Genomic DNA, 22,624 nt, shown 5'->3' with positions numbered 1-22,624 from the left:
GGCGCCGGAACGTCGAGCCGGTCGTGGGTGTACGGGCGCAGCGTGGGGCGGTGCCGAACCAGTTCCTGCGGTGAAGCGATTCCGTCGACGGCGACCACATCGTGCGCTGACGAGGTAGGGGACGTCAGGTGTCCACCCGGAGCCACCCTGGCGGAGGTTGTGTCGATGGCGAAGGACTTGCCTCCTTAGGTCACGGTGAGGTGATGGTGAACCGGTAGCGGACGCCGTCGCCGACTGGCCGGTAGACGCCGCTGTGAGCTGGGTCGAACGGGTTGGGTAGAAGATGGATCCGCCGCTCGGCGGCTCCGAAGACGTTTGTGATGAAGAGGATTGTGTAGCGTTCGTTCTTTCTTAGGCCCCGTGCTCGGGTGATCTCCGCCGGGGTGAGCAGGAACTCGGATGCTTCGCTTTCGGTTGCTTTGACCTCGAACATCAGACGCCGGCGGCCCTGCTCGACCAGGATGTCGTATCCGAGGGTGTCGTCCCCGCCGTCGTCGCCGAGCAGTTGGTTGCGATAGCCGGAATGCCAGCACTGCAGCTCGTTCAGGCCGGGGTAGCGCTCCTTGAGCCACTCCAGCGCCGCGATCTCGCCGGCCAGACCGATTGCAGCCAATTTGGCCTCTGGCGGCCGGCTCTGGCGGGCGGCGGTCGTCCCGGGGCCGCCCCACCCGGGTGCACGGCGCGACGGGCGTGCGGCGGCCTCCAGTGAGGTGCGACCGTTGGCGGCGCGGAACTCGGGCGTGATGCTCGCCCGAACGGCCGTGGCGATCTGTGCGTAGTTCGTCTCGTCGGCTACCAGCCGAACTCCGTCAATCTGGACGGTCCGACGTTCCAGCTCGCGGCGGTCGTGGATCTCCCGCTGTTGCTTTCGGGCCAGGTCGAGGGCGTCGGCGGGCAGGCCGAGCGTGCCCAGGTCGGTGGAGCGCGGCATGTCGGCCGGCCAGCGTTTGGTGTCTGCTGCCCAGGCCAGCAAGCGGTCCGCGTCGACTGGCTCGAAGTCCAGGATGCCTGCGCTACTAGCCGCGTCGGCGACCGCGGTTGGCTCACCCGGCAGGCCGGACGGGGTAAGGCCGCGATGGGTCTCGTACGCCCGGACGGCCCGGGCGGCATCGGTGGCCCAGTTCAGTGCTGCAGTGCGATTGACAATCCGTAGCCGGTCGAGCGGTTCGAGCCCGGAACTAACGCCGAGATCATCGGCGCCGGACGCGGCCAGCCAGGCGTTGACTCGCTTGATCATCTGGGCGACGGGGACGGCGGGATAGTAGTCCAGTGCCCAATCCGGATCGGGGCCGAGGTTTGCCAGCGTTCGGTGCGCGACGTATCGGTCCAGCGGGCGGCCGGCCCGAAAGTCGGCGAGGAAGGCCGCCCGCAGGGCATCGAGGATCGGCCCGGTGCGCTCGGCGACGAAGGCCCGGAACTGCTGGGCGATCCCCTCCGGGTCGGTCAGAGGATGGTACGGCGCCCCGAGCGCCCGAATCGCCGCGTTCAACGGGCGCAGTTCGATACCCAGCAACCGCCGAGCCGCGTCCAGGCCCTCGGCGGCGGCCTGGAGCAGGGCGTCCGGCGTGGCCGTGGCGTCGCTGCGGTCGCACAGCCATGCCGCGATCTCGCCGGGGGTGGCTGCCGTGTCGTCGCCGTCCAGATCGTGCGCGCGGGCCGGGTCGAGGGCGGCGACCAGCGGGACGAGAACCTCGAGGGTGACCTCGTCGGGCCGGCGGATCGCGGCGCGCACCTCCTCCACCCTGGCGACCGGTTCGCCGAGTACGTCGGCGATCGCGGCCGGCGACGGGGACTGGTCGGGTCCGTAGCCGTCTCGGGCCAGCTCGATCAGGGCGAGCCGGAGGGACTCGTCCAGCGACGGATGACCGAGCAGTTCGCCGACGGCTGGGGCGGCGCATTCCAGTAGCCGCTGGCGGTCGGGCGAGCGCAGCAGCAGGACAGTTGGATGGGTGTCGTCTGGCACGGCCAAGTGCCGCGCCTCGATCGTATTACCGCCGAAGCCCGCCTCGATCCGGTCGGCCTCTACGACTCGGATCCGGCGGAGCATGGTGTTCGCCCGGCGCAGCACGTCCGTCCGACTGGCCCGGACGCTGCGCCCCCGCAGGTCGATCACCGCGGCAACCAGGTCAGCGAACCAGTCCTGGTCCGGCTGCACCAGCAGCGGCGGCGCGTCCGACGGGGTGAACGGGATGCCGTCGACGGTCACCGCCGGGTGCACGCCGGAGACCCGCTGCACCCGAGCGCCGAACGCCGCGACCAGCCGGTCGGCGACGGCGGACGCCTCCGGGCGGCGCAGGCGGAGCACCGGGAGTCCGCACTGCTCGAGCATCCGGAGTCGTTGCCGCTCGTCCGTGTCCTGCACGAACACAGGATCGGTCGCCGTCTCGGCGGCGAGATCGATCACGTCGATGGTGGTGCCGCGGGTGACGACCAGCGGTGCCCGGCTCTGGTGGTCGAGCGGCGTCCCGGCGGAGCGCTGGCGGATGAAGTCCGTCCAGGCATCCTCGTACGCGTTGCGGAACGGGGGCACCACCGTGTCCGGCACGTGCCCGGTCTCGAGCAGTTGGGCCAGCAGGAGGACTCGGTCGGCCGCGGTGGCCGGGTCGTCCCAGGTGCGGATGCCGAGGCGGGTAGCTCGTGCCTCAGCGACCGGGCGGGCGTGGATCAGGCTGCGGACCCGGGACGCGATGACGGCGGCGAACGGCAGCGCGTCCCCCCGATCCGACCAGGCCTCGCGGGCCTTGCGATAGGTGATGGTGCTGCGGTCGCGCGGGGCGGTGACCGGCAGCCAGTCCGCTTCACTCAGGAAGGCCGCGGCCGGAGTCGGCAGATCGAAGGCGTCCGCGCCGTCGTTGTGCCGCCGCACCGTCACCGTGAGCGTCTCGTCAGGCCAGGTGGCGAGACCGTGGGCGATCAGCCGCGCGTACGCCATCCGGGCGGGACCGGGAAAGCGCGCGTGGTCGTCCTGGCCGGCCAGACGATAGAGCGGGCTTCGGCTGAGGTATGTGGTCTGCGGCCGGCGTCCCTGCGGCCGTGCGCGCCCGGTCGCCCGGCGCCAAAGCTTCCCGGTCTCGGCGGTCAAGGCGCGCGGGAGGGTGAAGTAATTGCCCATGAAGGCGTCGCCGCGCCCGTTCAGCAGCGAATCCGGCACCGGATCTGGGACCAGGCCGGCCCGCACGCCGATGTGCGCGAGGAGCTCCCGCCACCGCTCCCGGGGGTGGCCGGAGAACGGCGGAGCGCCCGGCCCGGCGAGGATGCGGCGCCGCAGGGCGGCCATCTCGGGGAACTCTTCGGCGGTGTGGCGCAGCAGGTCGTCGAGCAGCGCGGGCTCAGGGCCGCCCCAGTCCTTGGACAGGTGGGCCTCAGCCGCCGGGAGCCAATCGCCGTCGCGGCACGGCACGCGCAGACCCATCTCGCGGATCTCGCGCCAGGGTGGATCGGCGAGGCCAGTCGCGAAATGGTACGTCCACAGCAGCACATCGGCGGCCAGCTCCGGCCTGCGCTTCAGCTCTTCCCCGATGGTCCGGAGCAGCGTGGCGGCCCGGTACTCCCGGACCAGACCGGCTTCCAGCAGCGTGCGGCCGGGTCGCTTGGTGATGACGCTTCCGGTGCGGGTGTTCCAGGGCAGCGCCGACGAGACGTAGAACAGCCGGTGGCGCAGCGACTCCGGCGGCTTGAGGTCATCGCCGGCGGCATCCGGCGCGTCGGCGTCCGAGCGCGGGGAGAAGAACGCGGTCGGGCCGCCGCGGTCGCTGTTGCAGGCGCGCAGCCGGCCGTCGTCATCGATCAGGATCGTACGGCCGCGCAGGACCGTACGCTGCCGCACCGCGCCGGCCAGGTCGTCGTAGAAGGCCATCCAGGCGTCTGCGTCGAACGGCGCCGAGGCCAGGCCCTCGGCGATGCGCTCCGCCCAGGCGGCGATCTCCTCATCCGGCGCGGTCAGAGTCCGGCCGGCGAGCGTCCGGGCGGTCGCGCCGATGCTGGCCCGGCGTCTCTTCGACAGTGAGGCCGGGAGCAACGGGACGCGCGCGCGTCGGGCCAGCCCTTCGGTTGTCAGCACCTTGCGCCCGCCGCCATCCCAGGCGAAAACCTGCGACAGCGAGGATCGTGCGCCCGAGTCACCCTCGATCGGCACCACAGGCACGGTAGCGGCGTCGTGGCCGAGGGCGCCGAACGCGTCCCGCAGCCGCCCGGCGTCCTCGGCCGTCCAGGAGAGCAGGTCGGCCAGGGTGTCCACATCGATCGGCACGTCGCCACTGCGCGCCGCGAGCAGCAGCCGGGCGCACAACATCGCGACCTCCTTGAGCAAGGTGTCGTTCAGCGGCACTGACTGCTCGAGACCGACCCTGGCAAGCTTGGCGAAGAACGGCGCGTTGACGTGCGCGGCCAGCGGCGCCCGAGCGTCCCGCCCCATCGGCAAGTGGGTGTAGAGGCGGTGGTCGTCGGGCTCGTCGCCGAGGGTCGCGGCGATCGACACGTGGGCGTCGCCGCGCCAGTCCCGCCAGCCCTCGCTAATGTGGTCGCCCTCGATGCTCCGCCGGATCGCCTCGGCCAGCGTCGCCTCGGGGACCAGCTTGTCGGCCACGAAGTACCGACCTGCCGGGCCCAGATCCACGATCGATGCCGAGACCCCGCCGTCGAAGCCGGCCAGCGGCGTCTCGCGTCGACGCAGGGTCTCGCGGACCGGCTGAAGGCCGCCGATCTCGACGGTCAGCTCGGCGATCCGGCGCAAGAACAGCAGCGTCGGCGGTGTCCCGCCAAGCAGGCGCATCTGCGCCATCGCGTCCGCGCAGGCGTCGTCGCTCTTGAGTGGCAGTCGCACTACTGTGGCGTACCCCTCGGCAAGCAGCCCGGTCACCGCCGCCGGCCGGTGCGGCTGAGGGAGTGGCAGACACAGGTGGAAGACATCGCGTTCGATATCGGCGACGTCGCCGGCGATGTCGGGGCCGACGATGCCGATCAGCTGCTCGCACAGCTCCGGTCCTGTGGCGAAGCGGAAAGAGTAGGCCTCGTCAAAATCCGCCGCGGTCGAATAGACCTCGGGCGAGCGGGACAGCTGCAGGACCGATTTGAACCCGATGCCCTTGTTGCCGATGCCCTCGTCAGGCCGCTTGTCCGACCGGGCAACGTCGCTGATCGCGTCGAAGTTGCTGTCGCCGAAGCCGTTGCCGGTGTTCGCCACGTACAGCACGCCGTGCTCGCCCTCGTCGGGATCGAGCCGGACCAGGATCCGTCCGGTCCGCTCTCCGCCGTCCTGTGCGTCGTGTGCGTTCTGCACCAGCTCGACCACGGCCCGGTGCTCGTAATCGCGGACCGCCTGCTCGGTCAGGTTCTTCAAGCCCCGGGCCGGGTTCCAATCGTCCTTGGAACGCAGGTACGACCGGATGCGGCCACGCGTGGTGTCCTCGATTCGGCGCTGGCGGAATCCGGTCGAGGCAGGCTGGACCTGAGTCACACCTTGAGCATGTCACCCAGGTGCGACAGAGGCGACGGTGCGGCACGGCGGGGGCGATCCCTGGTGTTTCAAAACGGGCACCGAACTCCTCAACGATGCGTAGGTGCGCCGCCACATCGCTGCGTGAGGTCCCTCTATAACTCCGAGGGATGCCCTCGAACGGAACGCGTCGTAGACAGACGACAGCGGCGGGCATTCTCAGCTGCAGCTCCTATGGTCCACCCCAGCCGCAACCCGCCAGGCGTGGGCCGCGTCAGCATCACGCAGGCCGGGCCTTGTTTCACCTGCTTGCGGCGACGACGATCAGGGCGAGGCAGCCGATGAGGAGTGTGATTCCGCCGAACATGGCATAGGGCCACCACTGGCCGGACTCCGGGGGTGCGGCCTGGGGCGGGGGGTAGGGCAGGTGCCAGCCTGGCGGTGGGGTCGATGGGTGGTTGCCGGCGGGCGGCGGCCATTCGGGTGGGGTGGGTCGCGCGGGTGGCGGGGCCATGGCCTTCTCCGGGGGTTGCGGTCGTGGGGGCCCGGGCGGACTCCGGGATCCGAGGGGGCGCGGGGAGTTCCGCCCGGGCCGGGCAGGCCGCGCACCCCGGCCTCCCACCATCTGGCGCTGCGCCGGGTGCCGGCGTTACATGGCGCGGCCCGCCGCTGTTGAGCCGGGTATCGAGGTGAGGGGTGCCTGTCGGTGGGGCGTGTATTTGCTGTTCAGCAAGGGTCGCGGAATCGTCGTGGCTGGGTACCCTGCCTCGCATGAGCGACGACCGGCAGCCCCCTGGGTGGGATGGCGGCGCGCGGGGGCCTGGCACCGTCGAGCTGGCGCTGATGTCGCAGGATTTCACCGCCGCCACGGTCACCGAGGTGCGGCACGCGCTCGAGGCGCTGGTGTCGGCGGTGGGGATGCCGCAGGACGCCGGCTACGACTTCGTTCTCGCCGTGCACGAGTTGGTCGCCAACGCGGTGCGCCACGGCGGCGGCCACGGGCACGTCGAGCTGCGCCGCCGGGACGACGTGTTGGTCTGCGAGGTCAGTGACCACGGCCCTGCGGTTGGCAGCATGCCGGTGCGGTTACCGGCAGCAGATGTGGCCGGGGGCCGAGGGCTGTGGCTGGCCGACGAGTTGACCGGGGGGTTGACGCTGCACCGTCGGCCCGACGGCATGACCGCCTCGGTGACCGCTCGCCTCTCGCCGGCTGCGGGCAGGACGATGCCCCCGGTGGCAGGTGACGAGGCGAGCGAGGCTTACCTCAGGGAGCGAGCGAAGGACGGCGAGCGATGATGCCCACCCCCACATGGCAGCACACGGTGCGCGTCGAGCACGGCCACCGTGTCGTCACGCTGTCCGGGGAGATCGACCTCAACGCTGCCGCCGGACTGCTGAGCCTCCTCGAGGAGACGATCAACAACGCTGACCTGGTCGAGGTCGACGTCCAGGCGGTGGAGTTCATCGACTCGACCGTCATCAGTGCTCTGATCACCGCCCGGAACACGGCCAGGGCGGCCGGCCGCCGACTCGTTCTGGTCAACCCCACCGGCCGCGTCCGCCGCACTCTCGAGATCACCGGCGTACTGGACACCCTGTCTGCCGAGGACGACCAGGGCGATCTCGGCGCTGGTCGATAAGGCCGTCTCGCCCCGAGTGGCGGTGACCTCGACGCCCGTGCCGGATGCGGCTAACGCCCAAGGCACACCGTCGGTGATCTTCAAGATGCGACAACCCTCCATGATCGTGTTGACCTGGCCCTTCCGGTCGAACGCCTCGGTCGGGCATCATGGTGCCGTCCACCCTTCGCGCACTGCCGAGAATAGGATTGCGAGGGACGCGATGGCTCCTGAGACCGCTACATCCGTTGCCACACAGGGAGATTTGGCCGAGGAGTTGCGTGAGCACCGGCCTGAGCACCCGGCCCTTGCCCGCCTCCACCAGAGGATGGTCGACTCGGAGGATCAGCAGATCACGAGCTATGACCGGATGCATCACCGGCACAACCGATCCTGAAAGATAGGCTGATCAAGCCACCATGGACAGTCTGACAGAGCCCGAGCCGCTGGTGGCTAACGGTCAGCCGATCCGGTTCACGTCGTTCCTGGTCAAGGTCGCGTCGCGGTGCAACATCAAGTGCGACTACTGCTACATGTATGAGCATCAGGATCAGGGTTGGCGGGACCAGCCGCATGTGATGAGCGCGGAGACGCGCCGCAGGGTCGCCGGACGGCTCGGCGAGTACGCCATCGCGACCGGGCTGGACCGGATGTTGGTCATCTTCCACGGCGGAGAGCCGCTGCTCGCGGGAGCGTCGACACTGGCGGCGTTCGCCGAGGACATCCGGTCGGGGCTGCCGGATTCAACGAAGGTTGACTTCTCGGTGCAGACGAACGGCGTGCTTCTCGATGATCGCGCCGTTCGGGTGTTGGGTTCCGCGGAGATCGCGGTCTCCTTGTCGCTCGACGGGCCGCAGCATGCCAACGACCGTCATCGGCTCGCCGCCTCGGGGGACTCGACCTTTCCGGCGGTCGTCGAGGCAATGAAGCGGCTGGAGCAGCGGCCTGACATCTTCGCTGGCGTCATCGCCGTCATCGACCCAGCGGTGGCGCCCGAGGATGTACTTGGCTACTTCGCAACGCGTTCGCTGCCCGCCCTCGACCTGCTCCTGCCGGACGCCAACCATCAACGCCCGCCCGAGGGTCGCGGCGCCGAGCCAGACCGGTACCGCGACTGGCTGATCGAGGCGTTCGACCTGTGGTACGACCGGTATCCGCACCTGGCGGTCCGCACGTTCGACGCGCTTCTCGCGGCGGTGGCGGGCCTTCCCGGTGGGACCGACGCGTTCGGGTTCGGCGACGTCAGCCTGCTGACCATCGAGACTGACGGCAGCTACCACGACCTCGACGTTCTCAAAATCACGCAGGCAGGGCAGACCGCGCTGGGCGCGGACGTCATCGCGATGTCGATCGCCGACGTGGCAGACTCGCCGAAGCTGACCGCACACCGCCGGCTCCTTACCCGACACGGCCTCTCCCGCGAGTGCCGGGCCTGCCCCGTGGCCGATGTCTGTGGGGGCGGCTCGGTGCCGCACCGGTACGCCGACAATGGGTTTGACAACCCCACGGTCTACTGCGCCGAGATGCTCGCGCTTATCCAGCACGTCCAGCACCGGATGGCATCCACCGTCTCCGAGCAGCGCGATGGCCGGGTAGCTCGAGGAGCGGCTGACCGCATCGACATTGGCGCCTTCGAGCAAGCCACCACGGCGATGGCTGTCGTCGACAGATTGATGAGCGACTGGCGTCGCGCCGCATCGGCGGATATTCGGGCGCTGGTCGCACATCATCTGGCGGTGGATGCATCCACCACAGAAACCCGCACGGCTCTCCAGGTGCTCGCCGATGCCGATGACGACCGACTTGCCCGCGTGGCGGTCCGGCCCAGCGTGGTGCTGTGGACTCGGGTCGGGGCCAGCGAACGATCAGGCACCGCGTTGCGGCGATTGGATGGCACGCCGGTGCGGTTCGACCCGGCTTACGCGATCACTGTGGCCCGGATGATGGACGAGCCATCCGATGCACCGGTACCCGTTCACCGTGACGACCCGTGGCTGCGAGTGCCGTTCACCGACCCCATCGCGTTCGCAGACGAAACCGAAGCGGCCCGCGGCCGTCACCTCGTCGCCGAAGCGATCGCGTTGATTACCGAATACGATCCCGCGCTGGCCGCCGAGATCAGGTTGATCAGCCCGGAGATTCAGTTCGTCCGCGACATCTCTGCGCACCCGGACAAAGTGGTGTCTTTCAGCGACGACGTTGTGCCCGGAGCGCTCTACCTCGGGCTGGGCAGCCGTGCCGGCGGCGTTGATGTTTATGATCTTGCCGACAGCTTGATCCACGAACACCGCCACCAGAAGCTCTATCTGCTCAGCCGGGAGGCCGAGCTGGTGGCCGCCGACCGGCCGTTGGTCGCCTCGCCATGGCGGGAGGAACCGCGCCCGCCCAGCGGTCTCCTGCACGCCGCCTGGGTCTTCGTCGAGTTGCTGCGGTTCTGGCGCTACGTCGACCAGCACGCGGGTCCCGACGTCCGGGCCCGCGCGGCCAGCCAGATCGCCACTACGGAGGACAGACTGGCCCAGGCGTGGGAGACCTTGGCCGACTGTCAACTCACGCCGGCCGGCCGGCATCTCACGGCGCTGCTCGAGCAGCGATCTCGACCGTGAACACACTGTCAGTGTCAATTCCCGCGCAGCGGCTTCCTGCCGACCCTGCACGTCGAGATCAGGTACTGACGCAGTACTTCGCTGATCGGGTGCCGTACTCCGTGCCAGACGGAAACGGCGACTGGAGAGTCACCGTCGGTGCCGCGCCCACGGCAGAGTTCTACATCGACCCGCGGCTCGATGAGGGACTGCGCTGGTGGGGCTGCACGGTGGCCGACATTCCGTTTGCCTACCGCACGACGAGAGGAGCCTTCCTCAGCCTCTCCGACGCGTGGACCCTGCTCTCCATCAGTCAATGGCTCGCGAGCCAGAACGAGCTGCCGCGGCACGTCACCGTCATCCATGTCGACGACCACGACGACCTGATGTGCCCCAGGCTTGGCATACACGACGGGCAGTTCACCGACCTCATCACCGGACGGACGATGAGCGTGCATGACCCAAGTTCGGTCGCGGACGCAATCAACAGCAGCGCGATCGGAATGGGCAGCTTCCTCGCCCCGCTTCTGCACACCCTGCCGTCAGTCGACATACGCCACTTGTGCGACACCGCCTACGCACGCACAAGAGCCGACCGATTCTGGCTTGTGCGAGGCACCGAGGCAGACGAAATACTCGCCCTCGGCACACAGAGGCCGTCCGTACGGATCATCCCGGTCGTCGACTCGTCCTCCGCTCCTGAGCAGACAGCGGGGACCTACCAGGTGAATGACGACGAGACCAGGCTTCTCGCCGACATCCATGACGGACCGATCCTGCTCCATATCGACCTTGACTTTTTCAATAATCGGTTCAACGGCGACTCCGACTGGGCTCACCACAAGCACAGACACGACCCAACCGACGACCAAGTGATGCGGCGCGTCGAACGGCTCGTCGCCACGCTGACGCCACTGCGTCATAGAATCGTGGACGTGGAAATCGGCATCTCCCCAGGGTTCTTCCCCGCCGAGCTGTGGGCACCGGTATGCGACACGCTCATCGACCAACTCGCCCGCACCCCCGCTGATGGCGCATAGCTCGCGATGACTACGCGCAAGCCCGGCGCCAGCCGACCACGCCGTAAAGCCACCACACAGCGCCGCACCCCACAGCCGCCCGCCAGCATCCGCAGCGGCATCCGACCCGCCGTCGACCCCGACGAAGTACGCCTCGCACGGGGCACCGGCAGCGTGGGGCGGGGCGGCGGAACCGGCGGCGGCTTCTGGCATATCTACGTCGGCGATACCCGAGCTGGCAGCATCTACATCAACGTCATCGACGAGCCGCCGCTCGGCCTCCACGCCAGCATCCAGATCCGCGTAAACCAGAGCTGGCAAGGCCGAGGGGTCGGCCGCGTCGCCTATCGCCTCGCCAGCGAAGCCAGCGACCACGACGTCGTTTACGCCCACATGCGCAAGTCGAACCTCGCATCCCGGGCCGCCGCGACCCACGCCGGCTACACGCCCATCCATGATGAGACTGTTCGTCAGCTCATCATGATCTGGAAGCGACCCACTCGACCGCAATGACTGGCTGGCTCGACCTGCCCTGGGCTGACTTGCCGGCCAGCGTCCGCGTCGATGTCCTCGGGATCTTGGCCTACGGCAAACCGGCCATCCGCATCCCATTTAGCGATCACACGGTGGCCGAACGCGTCGCCGCCGTGATCACAACGGTCGGCTGGTCGTGCGCCAGCGACGAGCAATACCTGGTCGCGGCTCCGGTCCCGGAGGTCGCCTTACACATCCTTGACGTCGACCGTAGGGCTGAGCCCCATACCCTGGAACTGGGCTTGCTCCTCGGCTACCCGCTGTGCTGCGCCCGAGCCGCAGCGAGCGCTGGCGAGGAAAACATTGACCGCCTCGCCACACGTCTCGGTATGAGCTGCGACCGCGAGCGCGCCCCGCAACTCGACCCTCGCGATTACCCTGCGGGCACCGCGTTGGTGTCGTACGTCGCATGCTCACCGCGATGCCCGAGTGCCCTGCAGCACGCGCAGGCCGCGATCGACCATATCGACGCAGTGATCACGGGCATGGACACGTCGGCAGAGCCGTGGCGGACCTGGCGCCAAGCTGTCAGCGCGCTCTACGGATCAGAAGGTTAGGCCACCGCAGCTTGCCTGCTGACCCGGATCGCCGAGGCGAAGCTTCGCATGGATGGGCCGCTGGTCCAACCCGCGGCGGAGCCCCACTACCAACTCAGCGATCGCAAGCCCTGCACTTCAGCGACGCAGGGGTTGTTCGTGGTCGCGCCCGCGGCCAAGCAGCCGTTAGGGAACAGGCTTCAGGAACCGAGTTCTACCGTGGCGTACGGTTCCCACACGTACATGCCCTCGTCCCGATTGAGAACGATGAGCTGGCACGAGGTGATCAGCGCGTCCGCGCTGATCTTCGGAGCGGCGGAGAGGGCCTCGATGAGCGGCGCCGCGGGACCGTCGGCGTTGGTGTAGGCCAGGCTGAGGTGAGGGTTGTAGGGCTCGGCGGCCTCGGGTACTCGGTCCTGCCCCCAGACATCAGCGATGGCGGTACGGATGGCGGCGCGCAGTTGCCGCACGGGCTCGATCGGGTCGACGGCGATCTGGATGGACTCGGGATCGACGTGGGGGGTGCCGATGGTGAGCTTGAAGGGTGATAGACGCGAGCAGCGGTCTGTGGCGGCGGCCACGATGGCGTCGACGTCGTCGGTAGCGACGTCCTGAACGAAGCCGATGCCCTGCATGGTGAGGTGAAGCCATCGGTTCGGAATGACGTCGAGGCTGGGCTGCGAGGACAACAGGGACCGGTACTGGTCAGCGAGCTTCTCGACCTCGGGTTGCCCGTCGAAGGTGATGTGCCAGGTGTAGAAGCGGGAGCCGATGCCCCACCCCGGTCGCCAGTACCAGTGGTTACGGATATCGGTGGCGTGCGGGACTGCCATGGATTCTCCAGGTCTCAAGGAAGTTGCCGGGCGGCGCCGATGGCGCAAAACTCGGTGATGGCTGCTTGAACACCGCGGGCCTCGATGCTCGTGCGCAGCGACGGGTCGCTGGCGAGGCTGCGGCCGACGCCACGCAGGCGGTGCACCAGCGGGTCGAGCCGCTGTTCGGGTGGTAGAGCGAGCACCGGCGACAAGACCGAGACCACGCCATCGAGGCTGCCGGCCTTGAGATGCGCTGCGGCGGCCCAGATTCGGATCTGGGCGAGCGTGCCGTAGGCGACCGAGGGATCCGCGGCGGCTTCCGTGAGGGCCTGCTCGGCGTGCTCGATGGCGTTGGCGGCCTCGCCGATGCGGAGCAGCACTGAACCAGCGTAGTTGTGTTGGCGCACCGTGCCGCAGGCGAGAAGGCCACCCACCGGGTCGCGGCTGGCATGTTGGCGGGCCTCCTCGGCCCGTTGCAGTGCTGCCCGAGCCGGCTGGGCGGCGCCGATCTCCGCCCACGCGTCGGCTTCCTGGCACGCTAGCATGACCGCTGCGCTGCCCTCGGCGGCATGACCGTAGCCGCGCACAGCGGCGTTCGCCGCGTCCTCGAACCGCCGCTCCCACAGGTGAATCTTGCTGATCGTCGACAGGACCCAGGCGCGAAGAGTGTTGTCGCGGACAGTCTCGGCGCACATCCAGGCGGTGCGCGCCTGGGACTCGGCTGCGGCCGGGTGACCGAGGTCGCCGGCCATCCAGGCGAGCAGCGTGCAGAGGTAGCCCGCCCAGGTGTAGAGCTCCCGAGACTGATCAGGGTTCTGACGCCCGGTCTGCAGAAGGCGGAATACGCGATCCGCCAGGAGGCCAGCCCGGGCGTAGACGACGACAGGCGGCTCGGTCAGGTAGTCGACGGCGATCCTCCGGGTGGAGGCAGCGACATCGTCAAGAGTGAACGGCCCGACGTTCGAGGCTTGCGCCCATGCGCCGAAGCCCGCCGTGCGTTCTGCCACCGCTATCACCAGTTCCGTCTCGTCCTGCAGAGCGCCGAGGTCCCACCGCAGAGGCTCAGCCATCGCGCCAGGCAGTGCTGAGGATGCGACCGATCGCGCAGGCATCGGGACGGCGTTCCCGCCGCTCAACGCCTCCCGGTCTGCTTCCGGCATAGCCGCCAAGTCGTCGAGGTCGACCAGACTGTTCGCATCGGTCCCGAAGACCTGCGCCAGCGCGTTCAAGGCGGCCAGGGTGGGCCGACGACCGCCGAAAGGCCACCGCTCGTAGTCGCTGATCCGGGCCCCGGTGAACGTCGCCGAACCGTTTCCTTTGGCGTTTAGCCTTTCTGCCACCGCGTCCTGGGTCCAACCATGAGCCTGTCGGAAGGCATCCCGGGGGCGCAGTCCGAATCGGCGCTGCAGCTCGGCGGCGATGGCTGTCGGCGTCGCCCCGAAACCGGCCAGCGTCAGGCGTACGTGATCGCGCTGCGCCTTGGTGCCGGTCGTCCTTGCCATCGCGGTCACCTCCTACGTGCGGCCTCTCGTCGCACGGTATCGCCCCTCTCATCAGAATCGGTACGCGTCGCGGCGAGGCCGCGGGCCCTGGCGTGGGTAAATCCTCACCAATTGATCAAAGTTTGTGCAGGTCGTAGGCGTGCGTGGGCGGGGGAAAATCTCACCACCCCTGGGGATCCATTCACGTGGATGCGCTTGGCAAGCTTGCCGAGCCGGATCACCGTCGGTCCGGATGTAGCCACCGCCGGTGATGAATGGAGTGGCTGCCATAGCAACGTCAACCGCGGATTCCCGTCGCCGTCGGGTCGTTGACGACCCCCCGGCAGGCGTGTCTCCGCGCCCTGCTCGCGCTTCTCATCCTCGTGAGGATTGACGATGACAACCTCGAACGACCTGGCCCGCTACGGCTATCGGCAGGAGCTCAGTCGCCAGCTGCGGTTTCGGGACCTGGTGGCGTACGGCTTGGTGTACATGGTGCCGATCGCGCCGATGGCGATCTTCGGCAGCGTGTACGCCAGCTCTGGCGGCATGGTGGCCCTCGCCTACGCGGTCGGTGTGGTGGCGTTGGTGTTCACCGCGTTCTCGTACGCGCAGATGGTGAAGGCGTTCCCGATGTCGGGCAGCGTCTACAACTACGCGGGTCGGGGCATCAGCCCGCCGGTCGGCTTCCTCGCCGGCTGGGTGATCCTGCTCGACTACGTCCTCGTGCCGGGTCTGTTGTACCTGGTGGCGTCGGTGGCGATGCACTCCACGGTGCCGGCGGTGCCGGTGTGGCTGTGGCTGCTCGGGTTCGTCGCGGTCAACACGATCGTCAACTCGGTCGGCATCCGCATGACGGCGGTGGTGACCCGGGTGATGCTCGTCGGTGAGCTGATCGTCCTGGCGGTGTTCCTGGCCGTCGCCGGCTGGGCCCTCGCCTCCGGTAAGGGCCGGTTCAGCTGGGACGCGTTCTACAACTCCGACACCTTCACCTGGTCCCTCGTCGCGGGGGCGGTATCGATCGCGGTGCTGTCGTTCCTGGGCTTCGACGGCATCTCCATGCTGGCCGAGGAGACCCGGGACGGCGCCCGGCAGATCGGCCGCGCCATGGCCGCCGTGCTCGTCCTGGCCGGAGTGTTGTTCATCGCGCAGACGTGGCTGGCGGCGATGCTCGTGCCCACCCCCGACGTGCTGCTGGCCGAGGGTGACGTGAACGGCACCGCCTTCTACGACGCCGCAGCGGCGGCCGGCGGAGGGTGGCTGGCCACCTTGTGCGCCGTTGCGACGGCGATCGCGTGGGGGTTGCCGAACTCGATGGTCGCGCAGGTCGCCACGTCGCGGCTGCTGTACGCGATGGCCCGCGACCGACAGCTCCCGGCGTTCCTGGCGAAGGTGTCGGTGCGCCGCAGCGTGCCGATCAACGCGACTCTGCTGACCGGCGTCGTGTCCCTCGTCTTGGGCCTGTACATGGCGACGCGGGCGGATGGAATCACGCTGTTGTCGTCGCTGATCAACTTCGGGGCGATGGTCGCGTTCCTCGTCCTGCACGTCTCCGTGGTCGTGCACCACCTCATCCGCCGCCGCAGCGGCAACTGGTTCGCGCACCTGCTCATGCCCGCCGCCGGATTCGCGATCCTCGCCTACGTTGTGGTCAACGCCAACATCGCCGCCCAGCGCCTCGGCCTGGCCTGGCTCGCCCTTGGCGTGCTCGTGCTTGCCGGCCTGTATTTGGCCGGCCGGCGGCCCGTGCTGTCCGGCCTGGCCCCCACCCAGCCTGCCGGGCGTGACATGGAGCGGGTGTGACCGGGATGAGCCAGTTCACCTACCGGCCTGCCCGTGACGAGTTGGCCTACACCTTCGGCGGACGCCTGCCGGTGGCCCACGTCCGCTCCGGCGACGTCATCACCGTGCACACCGAGGACTGCTTCGGCGGCCTCGTGCGAGGACCTGCCGACCGGCCGTCGCAGGTGTGCCAGATGCCGTACCTGAACCCGGTGTCGGGGCCGTTCTTCGTCGAGGACGCCGAACCCGGCGACACCCTCGCCGTGCACCTCCTGTCGATCGAACCGGCCCGGGACTGGGGAGTGTCGGCGACCTTCCCCTACTTCGGGGCACTCACGTCGACCTCGCACACGGCCACCCTGCAGCCGCCGCTGGACGAGCGGGTGTGGGTATACGACATCGACCGTCAGGAGGGCGTCGTCCGCTACCGGGCCACCGCCAGCGACCACACGATCGAGCTGCCGCTGGACCCGATGATCGGCACCATCGGCGTCGCCCCAGGCGGCATGGAGTCCCGGTCCACGATCGTCCCGGACTACTACGGCGGGAACCTCGACACACCGGAACTGCGCGCCGGGACCACCCTGTATCTCGGGGTGAACGTGCACGGCGCGATGCTCGCCCTCGGCGACGGTCACGCCCGCCAAGGCCACGGGGAAGCGTGCGGGGTCGGCGTGGAGATCGCCACCGTGACCACCCTCGCGGTCGAGGTCATCAAGGGCGCCGACACCGCCTGGCCGCGCCTGGAAACCGACACGGCGATCATGTCTGTCGGCTGCGCCCGCCCTCTGGAGGACGCCTACCGGATGGCCCACCAGGACCTCACCGCCTGGACCGTCGACCTGTGCGGGCTGCAGACCCTGGACGCCTATCAGCTCATCTCCCAGGCCGGGCGGGCGCCCATCGGCAACGTCTGCGACCCCAACTACACCGTCCTCGCCGCCATCGACAAGGCGCTGCTCCCGCACCCACTGCCCGCCTACCGTGACGCGCACGCACGGCTGCGGCACCTCGACGGCCGACGGTAAGGGTGGGTGCCATGAGTGACTCGATACCCCGGCTGCCGCTGCGCGACGAGCTGTTCCTGCTCGGGCACCACGACGACACCGGCCAGCCGCACCTGCACCGCCAAGCCCTGGCCCTCGGCATGGCCGGCGCAGTGCTGATCGACCTGTTCCTCGCCGGGCGGATCACCCTCGACTCCTACGACGACCGCCCGGCCGCCGACCGGTGGCTACGCCTGCACTCCGACCAGTCGGTCGGTGACCTGATCGCCGACACCGCCCTCGCCGCAATCCACCACTCCCGGACCACCCCGGCGGTGAAGGCGTTCCTGCGCAGCTTCGCCGACGACCTGTACGAGCGCACCCGCGCCGGACTCGTCGCCGCCGGCATCCTGCGCCATACCGCCCGCCGCCGCCTCGGCGGCTTGCTCCGCGCCGATGCCTACCTCGCCACCGACACCAAGTGGGCCGTCGTCGCCCGCGCCCGCCTGCGCTACCTCGCCGCCGGCCGCGAACCCCCCGACAACCACACCGCCGCCCTCGCCGGACTCGTCGCCGTCCTCGGCCTCGCCGACCACCTCTACCTCGACGACGACACCACCACACTCACCGCCCACCTCAAGACCATCGCCGCCCAACACCACCGCCCCATCCGGGAGATCACCGCCGCCGTCGACGCCGCGGTCGGTGACCTCGCCACCGCCACCTACCGATAGACCATCGAGGGGAACGACAACACCGTGGACTCGAGTGCTCGTATCCGTGCTGCCCGCTGGGCAGACAGGCAGGCCGTCGCCGCGTTGATCGCCGACGCTCTGCACGCTGGGCGGCTCGCCGCCTGGCTGGTCCCGGATTCGGCGCAGCGGCGCCGGGTGATAACCGACGTCCTGGCGGTGTGGGTGGAGCATGCGATGTTCTTCGGCGACGTGCACCTCACCGACGACCGCACCGCCGCTATCGTCGGCTTTCACCGCTACCGACCGATCCCGCCACCAGCCAACTACCCGACCCGCCTCGTTCAGGCCGCCGGAGCACACGCTGAACGTATTACCGCCCTTGAGGGCCTGATCGCGCAACGGCAGCCCACCGAACCGCACTACCACCTGGCGTTCCTCGCCGTATCCCCAACCCGGCAGAAAATCGGCTGCGGTAGCGCCCTGCTCAGCCATCACCGCGCCCGCCTCGATCGCATCGACCTGCCGTCCTGGACCGCTGTTCCGGCAGGCACGGAGCATCTGCTCGCGCGCTACGGGTACACGCCCCGCCCGCCCCTCACCGTTCCGGACGGGCCGAGCCTGCGCCCCATGCGCCGCAACCCCCACCACGCCAGCGGCCTAATGCCGATCAATCCCGCGCGGCCGGTCGGCAACCGCTGGCAAGACCAGCACGCCTAACCCGTCCACCCCTCAACGGACAGATCATGGCCTTCCCTCGCAGATACCCGCCCGACCTCGTGGACGCCGTCGTCCAGCGCGTCGCCGACGTCCGCACCGTCAAGGCGTACGGCGCCGTCACCACCGTCGCCCGCCAGTTGGACCTCGATCCCCGCCTCGTGCAGAAATGGGTCACCAAAGCCACCGCTCCACAGGCGCAGCAGGCGGACCGAGCGGCGGACGGCGCCGGCCCGTGGGAGATCTCTTTATTCCCTGGGCTGCTGCACTGCACATTGTGCCGCCAACCGCTGACCCAGGACGAGACAGCCGACGCGGCACCGGTGTATCGGTGCGGAAAGGACTGCTGGCGGAAACCAGTCGACGTCGTCGTCATTGCCGATTATGTCGGTCGAGCGATTCTGCGACACGCGCCACGGATCGTTCCTTCCTCTGCGGGGACACCCACGCCCCCATACGTGGCCGCCATGCATGCTCACCGCGTCCTGGCACGCGTCACCGTCGGCGCCACCGCCCGCGATATCACCCTCACCTGGCGCGCGGTCCCCCTGGGCAGTGCAGACCGGTGGGAGACCGAGCGCGCGCAGCGGGTCGCCGCCGCCCGGGACGTGGCCTCCAGCGATCCGCTGCGCGCCTGGCAGCTCCTGCACGACAGCCTCACCGGCATCGACCCCGCCACCGCCCCACCCCACCCGGTGCATGCCGAAGCCGCCATCCTCCTGACCGAACTGCACCTGCGGCTCGGCGAACTCGACGCCACCACCGCCTGGGCCGGGTACGCCCACCACAGCGCCGATCACCTGTACGGACCCACGGACCGTCGCAGCCTGCACGCCCTGCACTTGTTCGCCGCGGCTCACCGCAGCGCCGGCCATCATCAACGCGCCTACCACCTCTACCGGCAGCTCGGCGAGCACCTCGCCAGCAGTGACGGCTCGCACGGCCACCGAACCCTCGCCGTTCACGCCGCTACGGCTCTGGTCCTGCACGACCTCGGCCACTGTCAGGCCGCCCGGAACCTGCTCGCCGACACCATCGCCACGCACCGCCGCGAGCATCCCGGGCACCCCGCCACCGCCCGCATGACCCAGCACCTCGCCCGCATGTGGCAGGACTGCGTCACCAAGAGCCATCACCACGAGGACGGGTGAGTGCTGACCGGCCCCTGCGCGAGGGAGGCCCACCCTGCGGCTGAAGGCACCTTGGCGCCGTCGGTCGGCGACAACCGCCACCTGCGGCTGAGCCGCATCGACGTGAACGTCCAGACAGCTGGTCCGTTCGATCCGCCTCCGGTCCCTTCGAGAAGGAGTAGCCGTGTCGCTGACCACCGCTCGCCCCGCCCTGCTGGCACAAGACCAGCCCGCTGCGACGGCCCACCCGGCGCAGCAGCCCCCGCTGGCCCGAGCACCTGGTCGGATCGTCATCCTCGGGGCAGGGCTGTGTGGTCTGGCCTGCGCGGGCGAGCTGACGCGGCTGGGTCACTCGGACTGGCTCGTCCTGGAGGCGGCGGCTACCGCAGGCGGGCTCGCCTCGTCCGTCACCGACTCGGCCGGCTTCACCTGGGACCTGGGCGGGCACGTCGTCTTCTCCCACTTCGGGGAGTTCGACCGGCTGCTGACCGACCTGTTCAACAGCGGAGAGCTTCTGCGCCACGACCGGTCCTCGTTCATCCGCTTCCACGACCGGTGGATCCCTTACCCCTTCCAGCAGCACGTGCATCGCCTCCCCGCGCAGGACGCGGCGGCCTGCCTCGACGGGCTGGCCCTCGCCGCCCGGGAGGGCAGCGTGGTCGCAGGTGCCGACTTCGCGACCTGGCTGCGAGCAACCTACGGAGCGCCGCTGGTGGAGAGGTTCTTCGGCCCGTACAACACCAAGGTATGGGCCACGCCGCCTGAGCTGATGTCCTCCTCCTGGGTGGCCGAACGCGTCGCACCGGTCGACCTCGACCAAACCGCGACCGCCACCGCCGTGCAACGCCCGTCCCGGTGGGGGCCGAACGCCACCTTCGCGTTCCCCATCTCCGGCGGCACAGGGGAGATCCCCCGGCGCCTGGCCGCTCGTCTCGGCTCACGTGTACGCACCCGTGCCCGTGTGGCCGCTGTCGACCCCGCCGCCCGGAAGGTGATCTTGGCCGATGGCGAACGCATCGCCTACGACCATCTGGTGGCTACCGGACCGCTGGACCAGTTGGCGGCGATGACGGCGGGGGCTCCGACTCAGGTGCGGGCGGAGGCCGCACGCCTGCGCCACACCACCGTGGCCATGGTCGGCCTCGGCTATCGGGCGCCTACCACCGACGTCCGGTCGTGGATGTACTTCCCGCAGCCAGATGTGCCGTTCTACCGGGCCACCAACTTCAGCAAGTACGCGCCCGCGAACGTCCCCGGCTCGGACACCCGCATCTTCAGCTCCTGGATGACCGAGACCTCCCTACCGGAAGGCACGCACCTCGACAGGGCCGCGTTGATCGACGCCTGCGACCAGGCGCTGCGCCACCACGGCCTCGTTTCCGCTCACGCCCCGTTGGCCAGCGCCCACCTGGAGGTGATCCCGTACGCCTACCCGGTGCCCACCCTCGGCCGCGACGCGGCCTTGGCCGAGGTGATGCCCTGGATGGAGCAGCGCGGAATCTACCCGCGGGGGCGGTTCGGCACGTGGCGCTACGAGATCGGCAACATGGACCACGCCGTGAAGATGGGCATCGACATCGCCCGCCGCCTGGTGAAATGCACACCTGAAGAACTGCTCGACGGGAACACAGTCACGGCGGCGGTCAGGAGCCGCTCGTGAACGCCACGACGGACGGCGAGCTGATCTCGTTTGCCGGGCATCGCTTCAGCGTCGCCATGGATGAGGCGTTCCGGGGCGTGCAGGGCGCGTACCTCCGGAGCTTCGTCCCGAGGGCAGACCTGGCGCCGGCGTGCGGACATTTGACGTCGATCTGCGTCCATCACGATGAAGGTCTCTTCTACGCCCGGATGACCTACCTGCAGGCGAGCCGGTCGCGGTCGGTGCTGCCGTTCCGCGGCGAGCCGTACCGGTCCTCCCAGGTGGGGAGGGTTCGCTGGTGGCGGCCCGACCCCGACTCACACCTGCGTGAGGACCACCTGTACGCCCGGGATGCGAAGGGCCGGCTGCACGTCCTGCTGCACCCGGGGACCGAACACGGCGAGCGGTACGCCATGCGGGTCATCCGGGAGGTCGTCCTGCGCTGCGCCGAAGATCGCGGCTGGACCGCCTTCCACGCCGCCGCCGCGGCGGTCGACGGCCGCGGCGTGCTGATCGCGGGCCCGTCCGGGGCAGGCAAGACCACCGTGCTGGCCGCGCTGGGCGCGTACCGCCAGGCGGACGTGATCGCCGCCGACCGCGCCGTGATCACCGGAGACGCCGAGCGGGTGGTCGGCGTCCCGATCTCCGTGCGCATCGCGGGCGGCACCCTGTCGGCGCTCGGCCCGCGCCACGGCCTGCCATCGCCTCGGCGGCTACCACCGGAGTTCGGCCACGCCCGCAAGGCCGCGTGCCCTCCGCGCGACTTCGCCCACGCCTTCGCCGCCCGGGTGCGCGACAGCGCCCCACTTCGGCTCGTTGTCCTCCCACAGCTCACAGACGACAGCTGGAAGTTGAGCCTGACGCTCTGCGACCTACCGCTGGCCCGCGCGGCGCTCTCCGCTGTCTGCTGCACTCCCCACGACGAAGACTGGCTCCACCCGTGGTTCGCCGAGCGCACCCGCAGCCTCGATGAGTTGAGCCGTCAGGGCACGAGCTGCCTGGAGGCCCTGATCGCGAAGGTGCCGGTGATGAGGGTGACCGTGGGCGTGCGCACCCCACGCCTGCTGCTTGAGATCGCCGACGCGGTGACGAAAGGCCTGGCGTGATGCCTCAGCGGATCGCGGTGGTCGGGCCGGTGGCCTCCGGCAAGTCCACCCTCGCCGCCGCTGTCGCCGCGCACACCGGCCTGCACCACGTCGACCTCGATCACCTGTTCTGGGGACCGGGATGGACGCCTGTCGCGGCAACTGACTTTCACGCGGCCGTGCGGCAGGCGCTCGCCGGCACGGCGTGGATAGCAGACGGCAACTACGGCGGAAACGTCGCCGAGATCCTGCTGAAACGCGCCGAGCTGACCATCTGGCTCGACCTGCCGCTGCGGACCTGCCTGCCGCGGTTGATCCGCCGCTCGATACGGCGCGCCGTCACCGGGGAAGAGCTGTTCGCGGGAAACCGGGAAACCTTCGGGCACCTCGTCTCGCGCGACTCGATTCTGTGGTGGGGGCCGGCCCATCATCACCGGCACCGCCGCCGCTGGGAACAACACCTTCACCCGCTCACGGCCGGCGGTCTGCCGGTCCTGCGCCTCGATGATCCGGCAGCCGTAGCGCCCCGGCTGCGAGCCCACGGCCTACTCGCCCATCAGGAGGCCTGAC

General features: G+C 69.5%; 18 protein-coding genes. 15 read left to right on the top strand and 3 right to left on the bottom strand.

The window, feature by feature from the left end; genetic code table 11:
• Positions 1-190: 190 nt before the first annotated feature.
• Positions 191-5,455 (bottom strand): sacsin N-terminal ATP-binding-like domain-containing protein, encoded by a 5,265-nt coding sequence (locus FHX31_RS29980; protein WP_184977583.1) that lies wholly within the window; start codon positions 5,453-5,455, stop codon positions 191-193.
• A gap of 750 nt (positions 5,456-6,205) precedes the next feature.
• Between FHX31_RS29980 and FHX31_RS29975 the strand changes: the two genes are divergently transcribed.
• The 7 genes from FHX31_RS29975 to FHX31_RS29950 all read left to right on the top strand — a co-directional run bounded on the left by FHX31_RS29975 (position 6,206) and on the right by FHX31_RS29950 (position 11,748).
• Positions 6,206-6,730, top strand: coding sequence for an ATP-binding protein (locus FHX31_RS29975; protein ID WP_486481712.1), 525 nt, complete (start codon positions 6,206-6,208; stop codon positions 6,728-6,730).
• Positions 6,727-7,074, top strand: coding sequence for an STAS domain-containing protein (locus tag FHX31_RS29970; protein WP_184977582.1), 348 nt, complete (start codon positions 6,727-6,729; stop codon positions 7,072-7,074). Before FHX31_RS29975 ends, FHX31_RS29970 begins: the two co-directional genes overlap by 4 nt.
• An 85-nt stretch (positions 7,075-7,159) precedes the next feature.
• Positions 7,160-7,450, top strand: a complete 291-nt coding sequence (gene yhhA / locus FHX31_RS32910; protein ID WP_486481725.1) for a YhhA family cyclophane-containing RiPP — start codon at positions 7,160-7,162, stop codon at positions 7,448-7,450.
• Positions 7,451-7,472: 22 nt separating this feature from the next.
• Complete coding sequence (yhhB, locus tag FHX31_RS29965) at positions 7,473-9,659, top strand: cyclophane-forming radical SAM/SPASM peptide maturase YhhB (RefSeq protein WP_184977581.1); 2,187 nt, start codon at positions 7,473-7,475, stop codon at positions 9,657-9,659.
• A gap of 89 nt (positions 9,660-9,748) precedes the next feature.
• Positions 9,749-10,678: a hypothetical protein gene (locus FHX31_RS29960; protein ID WP_184977580.1), complete on the top strand. Its 930-nt coding sequence runs from the start codon at positions 9,749-9,751 to the stop codon at positions 10,676-10,678.
• 6 nt (positions 10,679-10,684) lie between these two features.
• Complete coding sequence (locus tag FHX31_RS29955) at positions 10,685-11,170, top strand: GNAT family N-acetyltransferase (RefSeq protein ID WP_184977579.1); 486 nt, start codon at positions 10,685-10,687, stop codon at positions 11,168-11,170.
• Complete coding sequence (locus tag FHX31_RS29950; RefSeq protein ID WP_184977578.1) at positions 11,167-11,748, top strand: hypothetical protein; 582 nt, start codon at positions 11,167-11,169, stop codon at positions 11,746-11,748. Before FHX31_RS29955 ends, FHX31_RS29950 begins: the two co-directional genes overlap by 4 nt.
• 179 nt (positions 11,749-11,927) lie before the next feature.
• Here FHX31_RS29950 and FHX31_RS29945 read toward each other — a convergent pair whose 3' ends face one another.
• Both FHX31_RS29945 and FHX31_RS29940 read right to left on the bottom strand, forming a co-directional pair.
• On the bottom strand, positions 11,928-12,560 hold the full coding sequence (locus FHX31_RS29945) for a 2'-5' RNA ligase family protein (RefSeq protein ID WP_184977577.1): 633 nt from the start codon (positions 12,558-12,560) through the stop codon (positions 11,928-11,930).
• A gap of 14 nt (positions 12,561-12,574) precedes the next feature.
• Positions 12,575-14,044: a helix-turn-helix domain-containing protein gene (locus FHX31_RS29940; protein ID WP_184977576.1), complete on the bottom strand. Its 1,470-nt coding sequence runs from the start codon at positions 14,042-14,044 to the stop codon at positions 12,575-12,577.
• Between the two features lie 375 nt (positions 14,045-14,419).
• Between FHX31_RS29940 and FHX31_RS29935 the strand changes: the two genes are divergently transcribed.
• The 8 genes from FHX31_RS29935 to FHX31_RS29900 all read left to right on the top strand — a co-directional run bounded on the left by FHX31_RS29935 (position 14,420) and on the right by FHX31_RS29900 (position 22,623).
• Positions 14,420-15,826, top strand: coding sequence for an APC family permease (locus tag FHX31_RS29935; protein WP_184977575.1), 1,407 nt, complete (start codon positions 14,420-14,422; stop codon positions 15,824-15,826).
• The gene (locus FHX31_RS29930; protein WP_184977574.1) at positions 15,823-16,833 is read left to right on the top strand and encodes an acetamidase/formamidase family protein; all 1,011 of its coding nucleotides are present in this window, start codon (positions 15,823-15,825) and stop codon (positions 16,831-16,833) included. Before FHX31_RS29935 ends, FHX31_RS29930 begins: the two co-directional genes overlap by 4 nt.
• An 11-nt stretch (positions 16,834-16,844) precedes the next feature.
• The gene (locus FHX31_RS29925; RefSeq protein ID WP_184977573.1) at positions 16,845-17,525 is read left to right on the top strand and encodes a GOLPH3/VPS74 family protein; all 681 of its coding nucleotides are present in this window, start codon (positions 16,845-16,847) and stop codon (positions 17,523-17,525) included.
• Between the two features lie 24 nt (positions 17,526-17,549).
• Positions 17,550-18,203, top strand: a complete 654-nt coding sequence (locus FHX31_RS29920; protein ID WP_184977572.1) for a GNAT family N-acetyltransferase — start codon at positions 17,550-17,552, stop codon at positions 18,201-18,203.
• Positions 18,204-18,262: 59 nt separating this feature from the next.
• Positions 18,263-19,351 (top strand): hypothetical protein, encoded by a 1,089-nt coding sequence (locus FHX31_RS29915; RefSeq protein ID WP_184977571.1) that lies wholly within the window; start codon positions 18,263-18,265, stop codon positions 19,349-19,351.
• Between the two features lie 163 nt (positions 19,352-19,514).
• Positions 19,515-20,990 (top strand): protoporphyrinogen/coproporphyrinogen oxidase, encoded by a 1,476-nt coding sequence (locus FHX31_RS29910; RefSeq protein WP_486481711.1) that lies wholly within the window; start codon positions 19,515-19,517, stop codon positions 20,988-20,990.
• Complete coding sequence (locus FHX31_RS29905) at positions 20,987-22,075, top strand: hypothetical protein (RefSeq protein WP_184977570.1); 1,089 nt, start codon at positions 20,987-20,989, stop codon at positions 22,073-22,075. The genes FHX31_RS29910 and FHX31_RS29905 overlap by 4 nt, the downstream gene beginning before the upstream one ends.
• Before the next feature lie 29 nt (positions 22,076-22,104).
• A complete protein-coding gene (locus FHX31_RS29900; protein ID WP_221488169.1) occupies positions 22,105-22,623 on the top strand; it encodes a P-loop NTPase family protein in 519 nt (172 codons plus the stop codon).
• Position 22,624 lies beyond the last annotated feature (1 nt).

The organism is Micromonospora sp. CNZ286, assembly GCF_014207755.1.
Note: the sequence above shows the minus strand (reverse complement) of the source record. Positions and strands in the feature narration are given on the sequence as shown.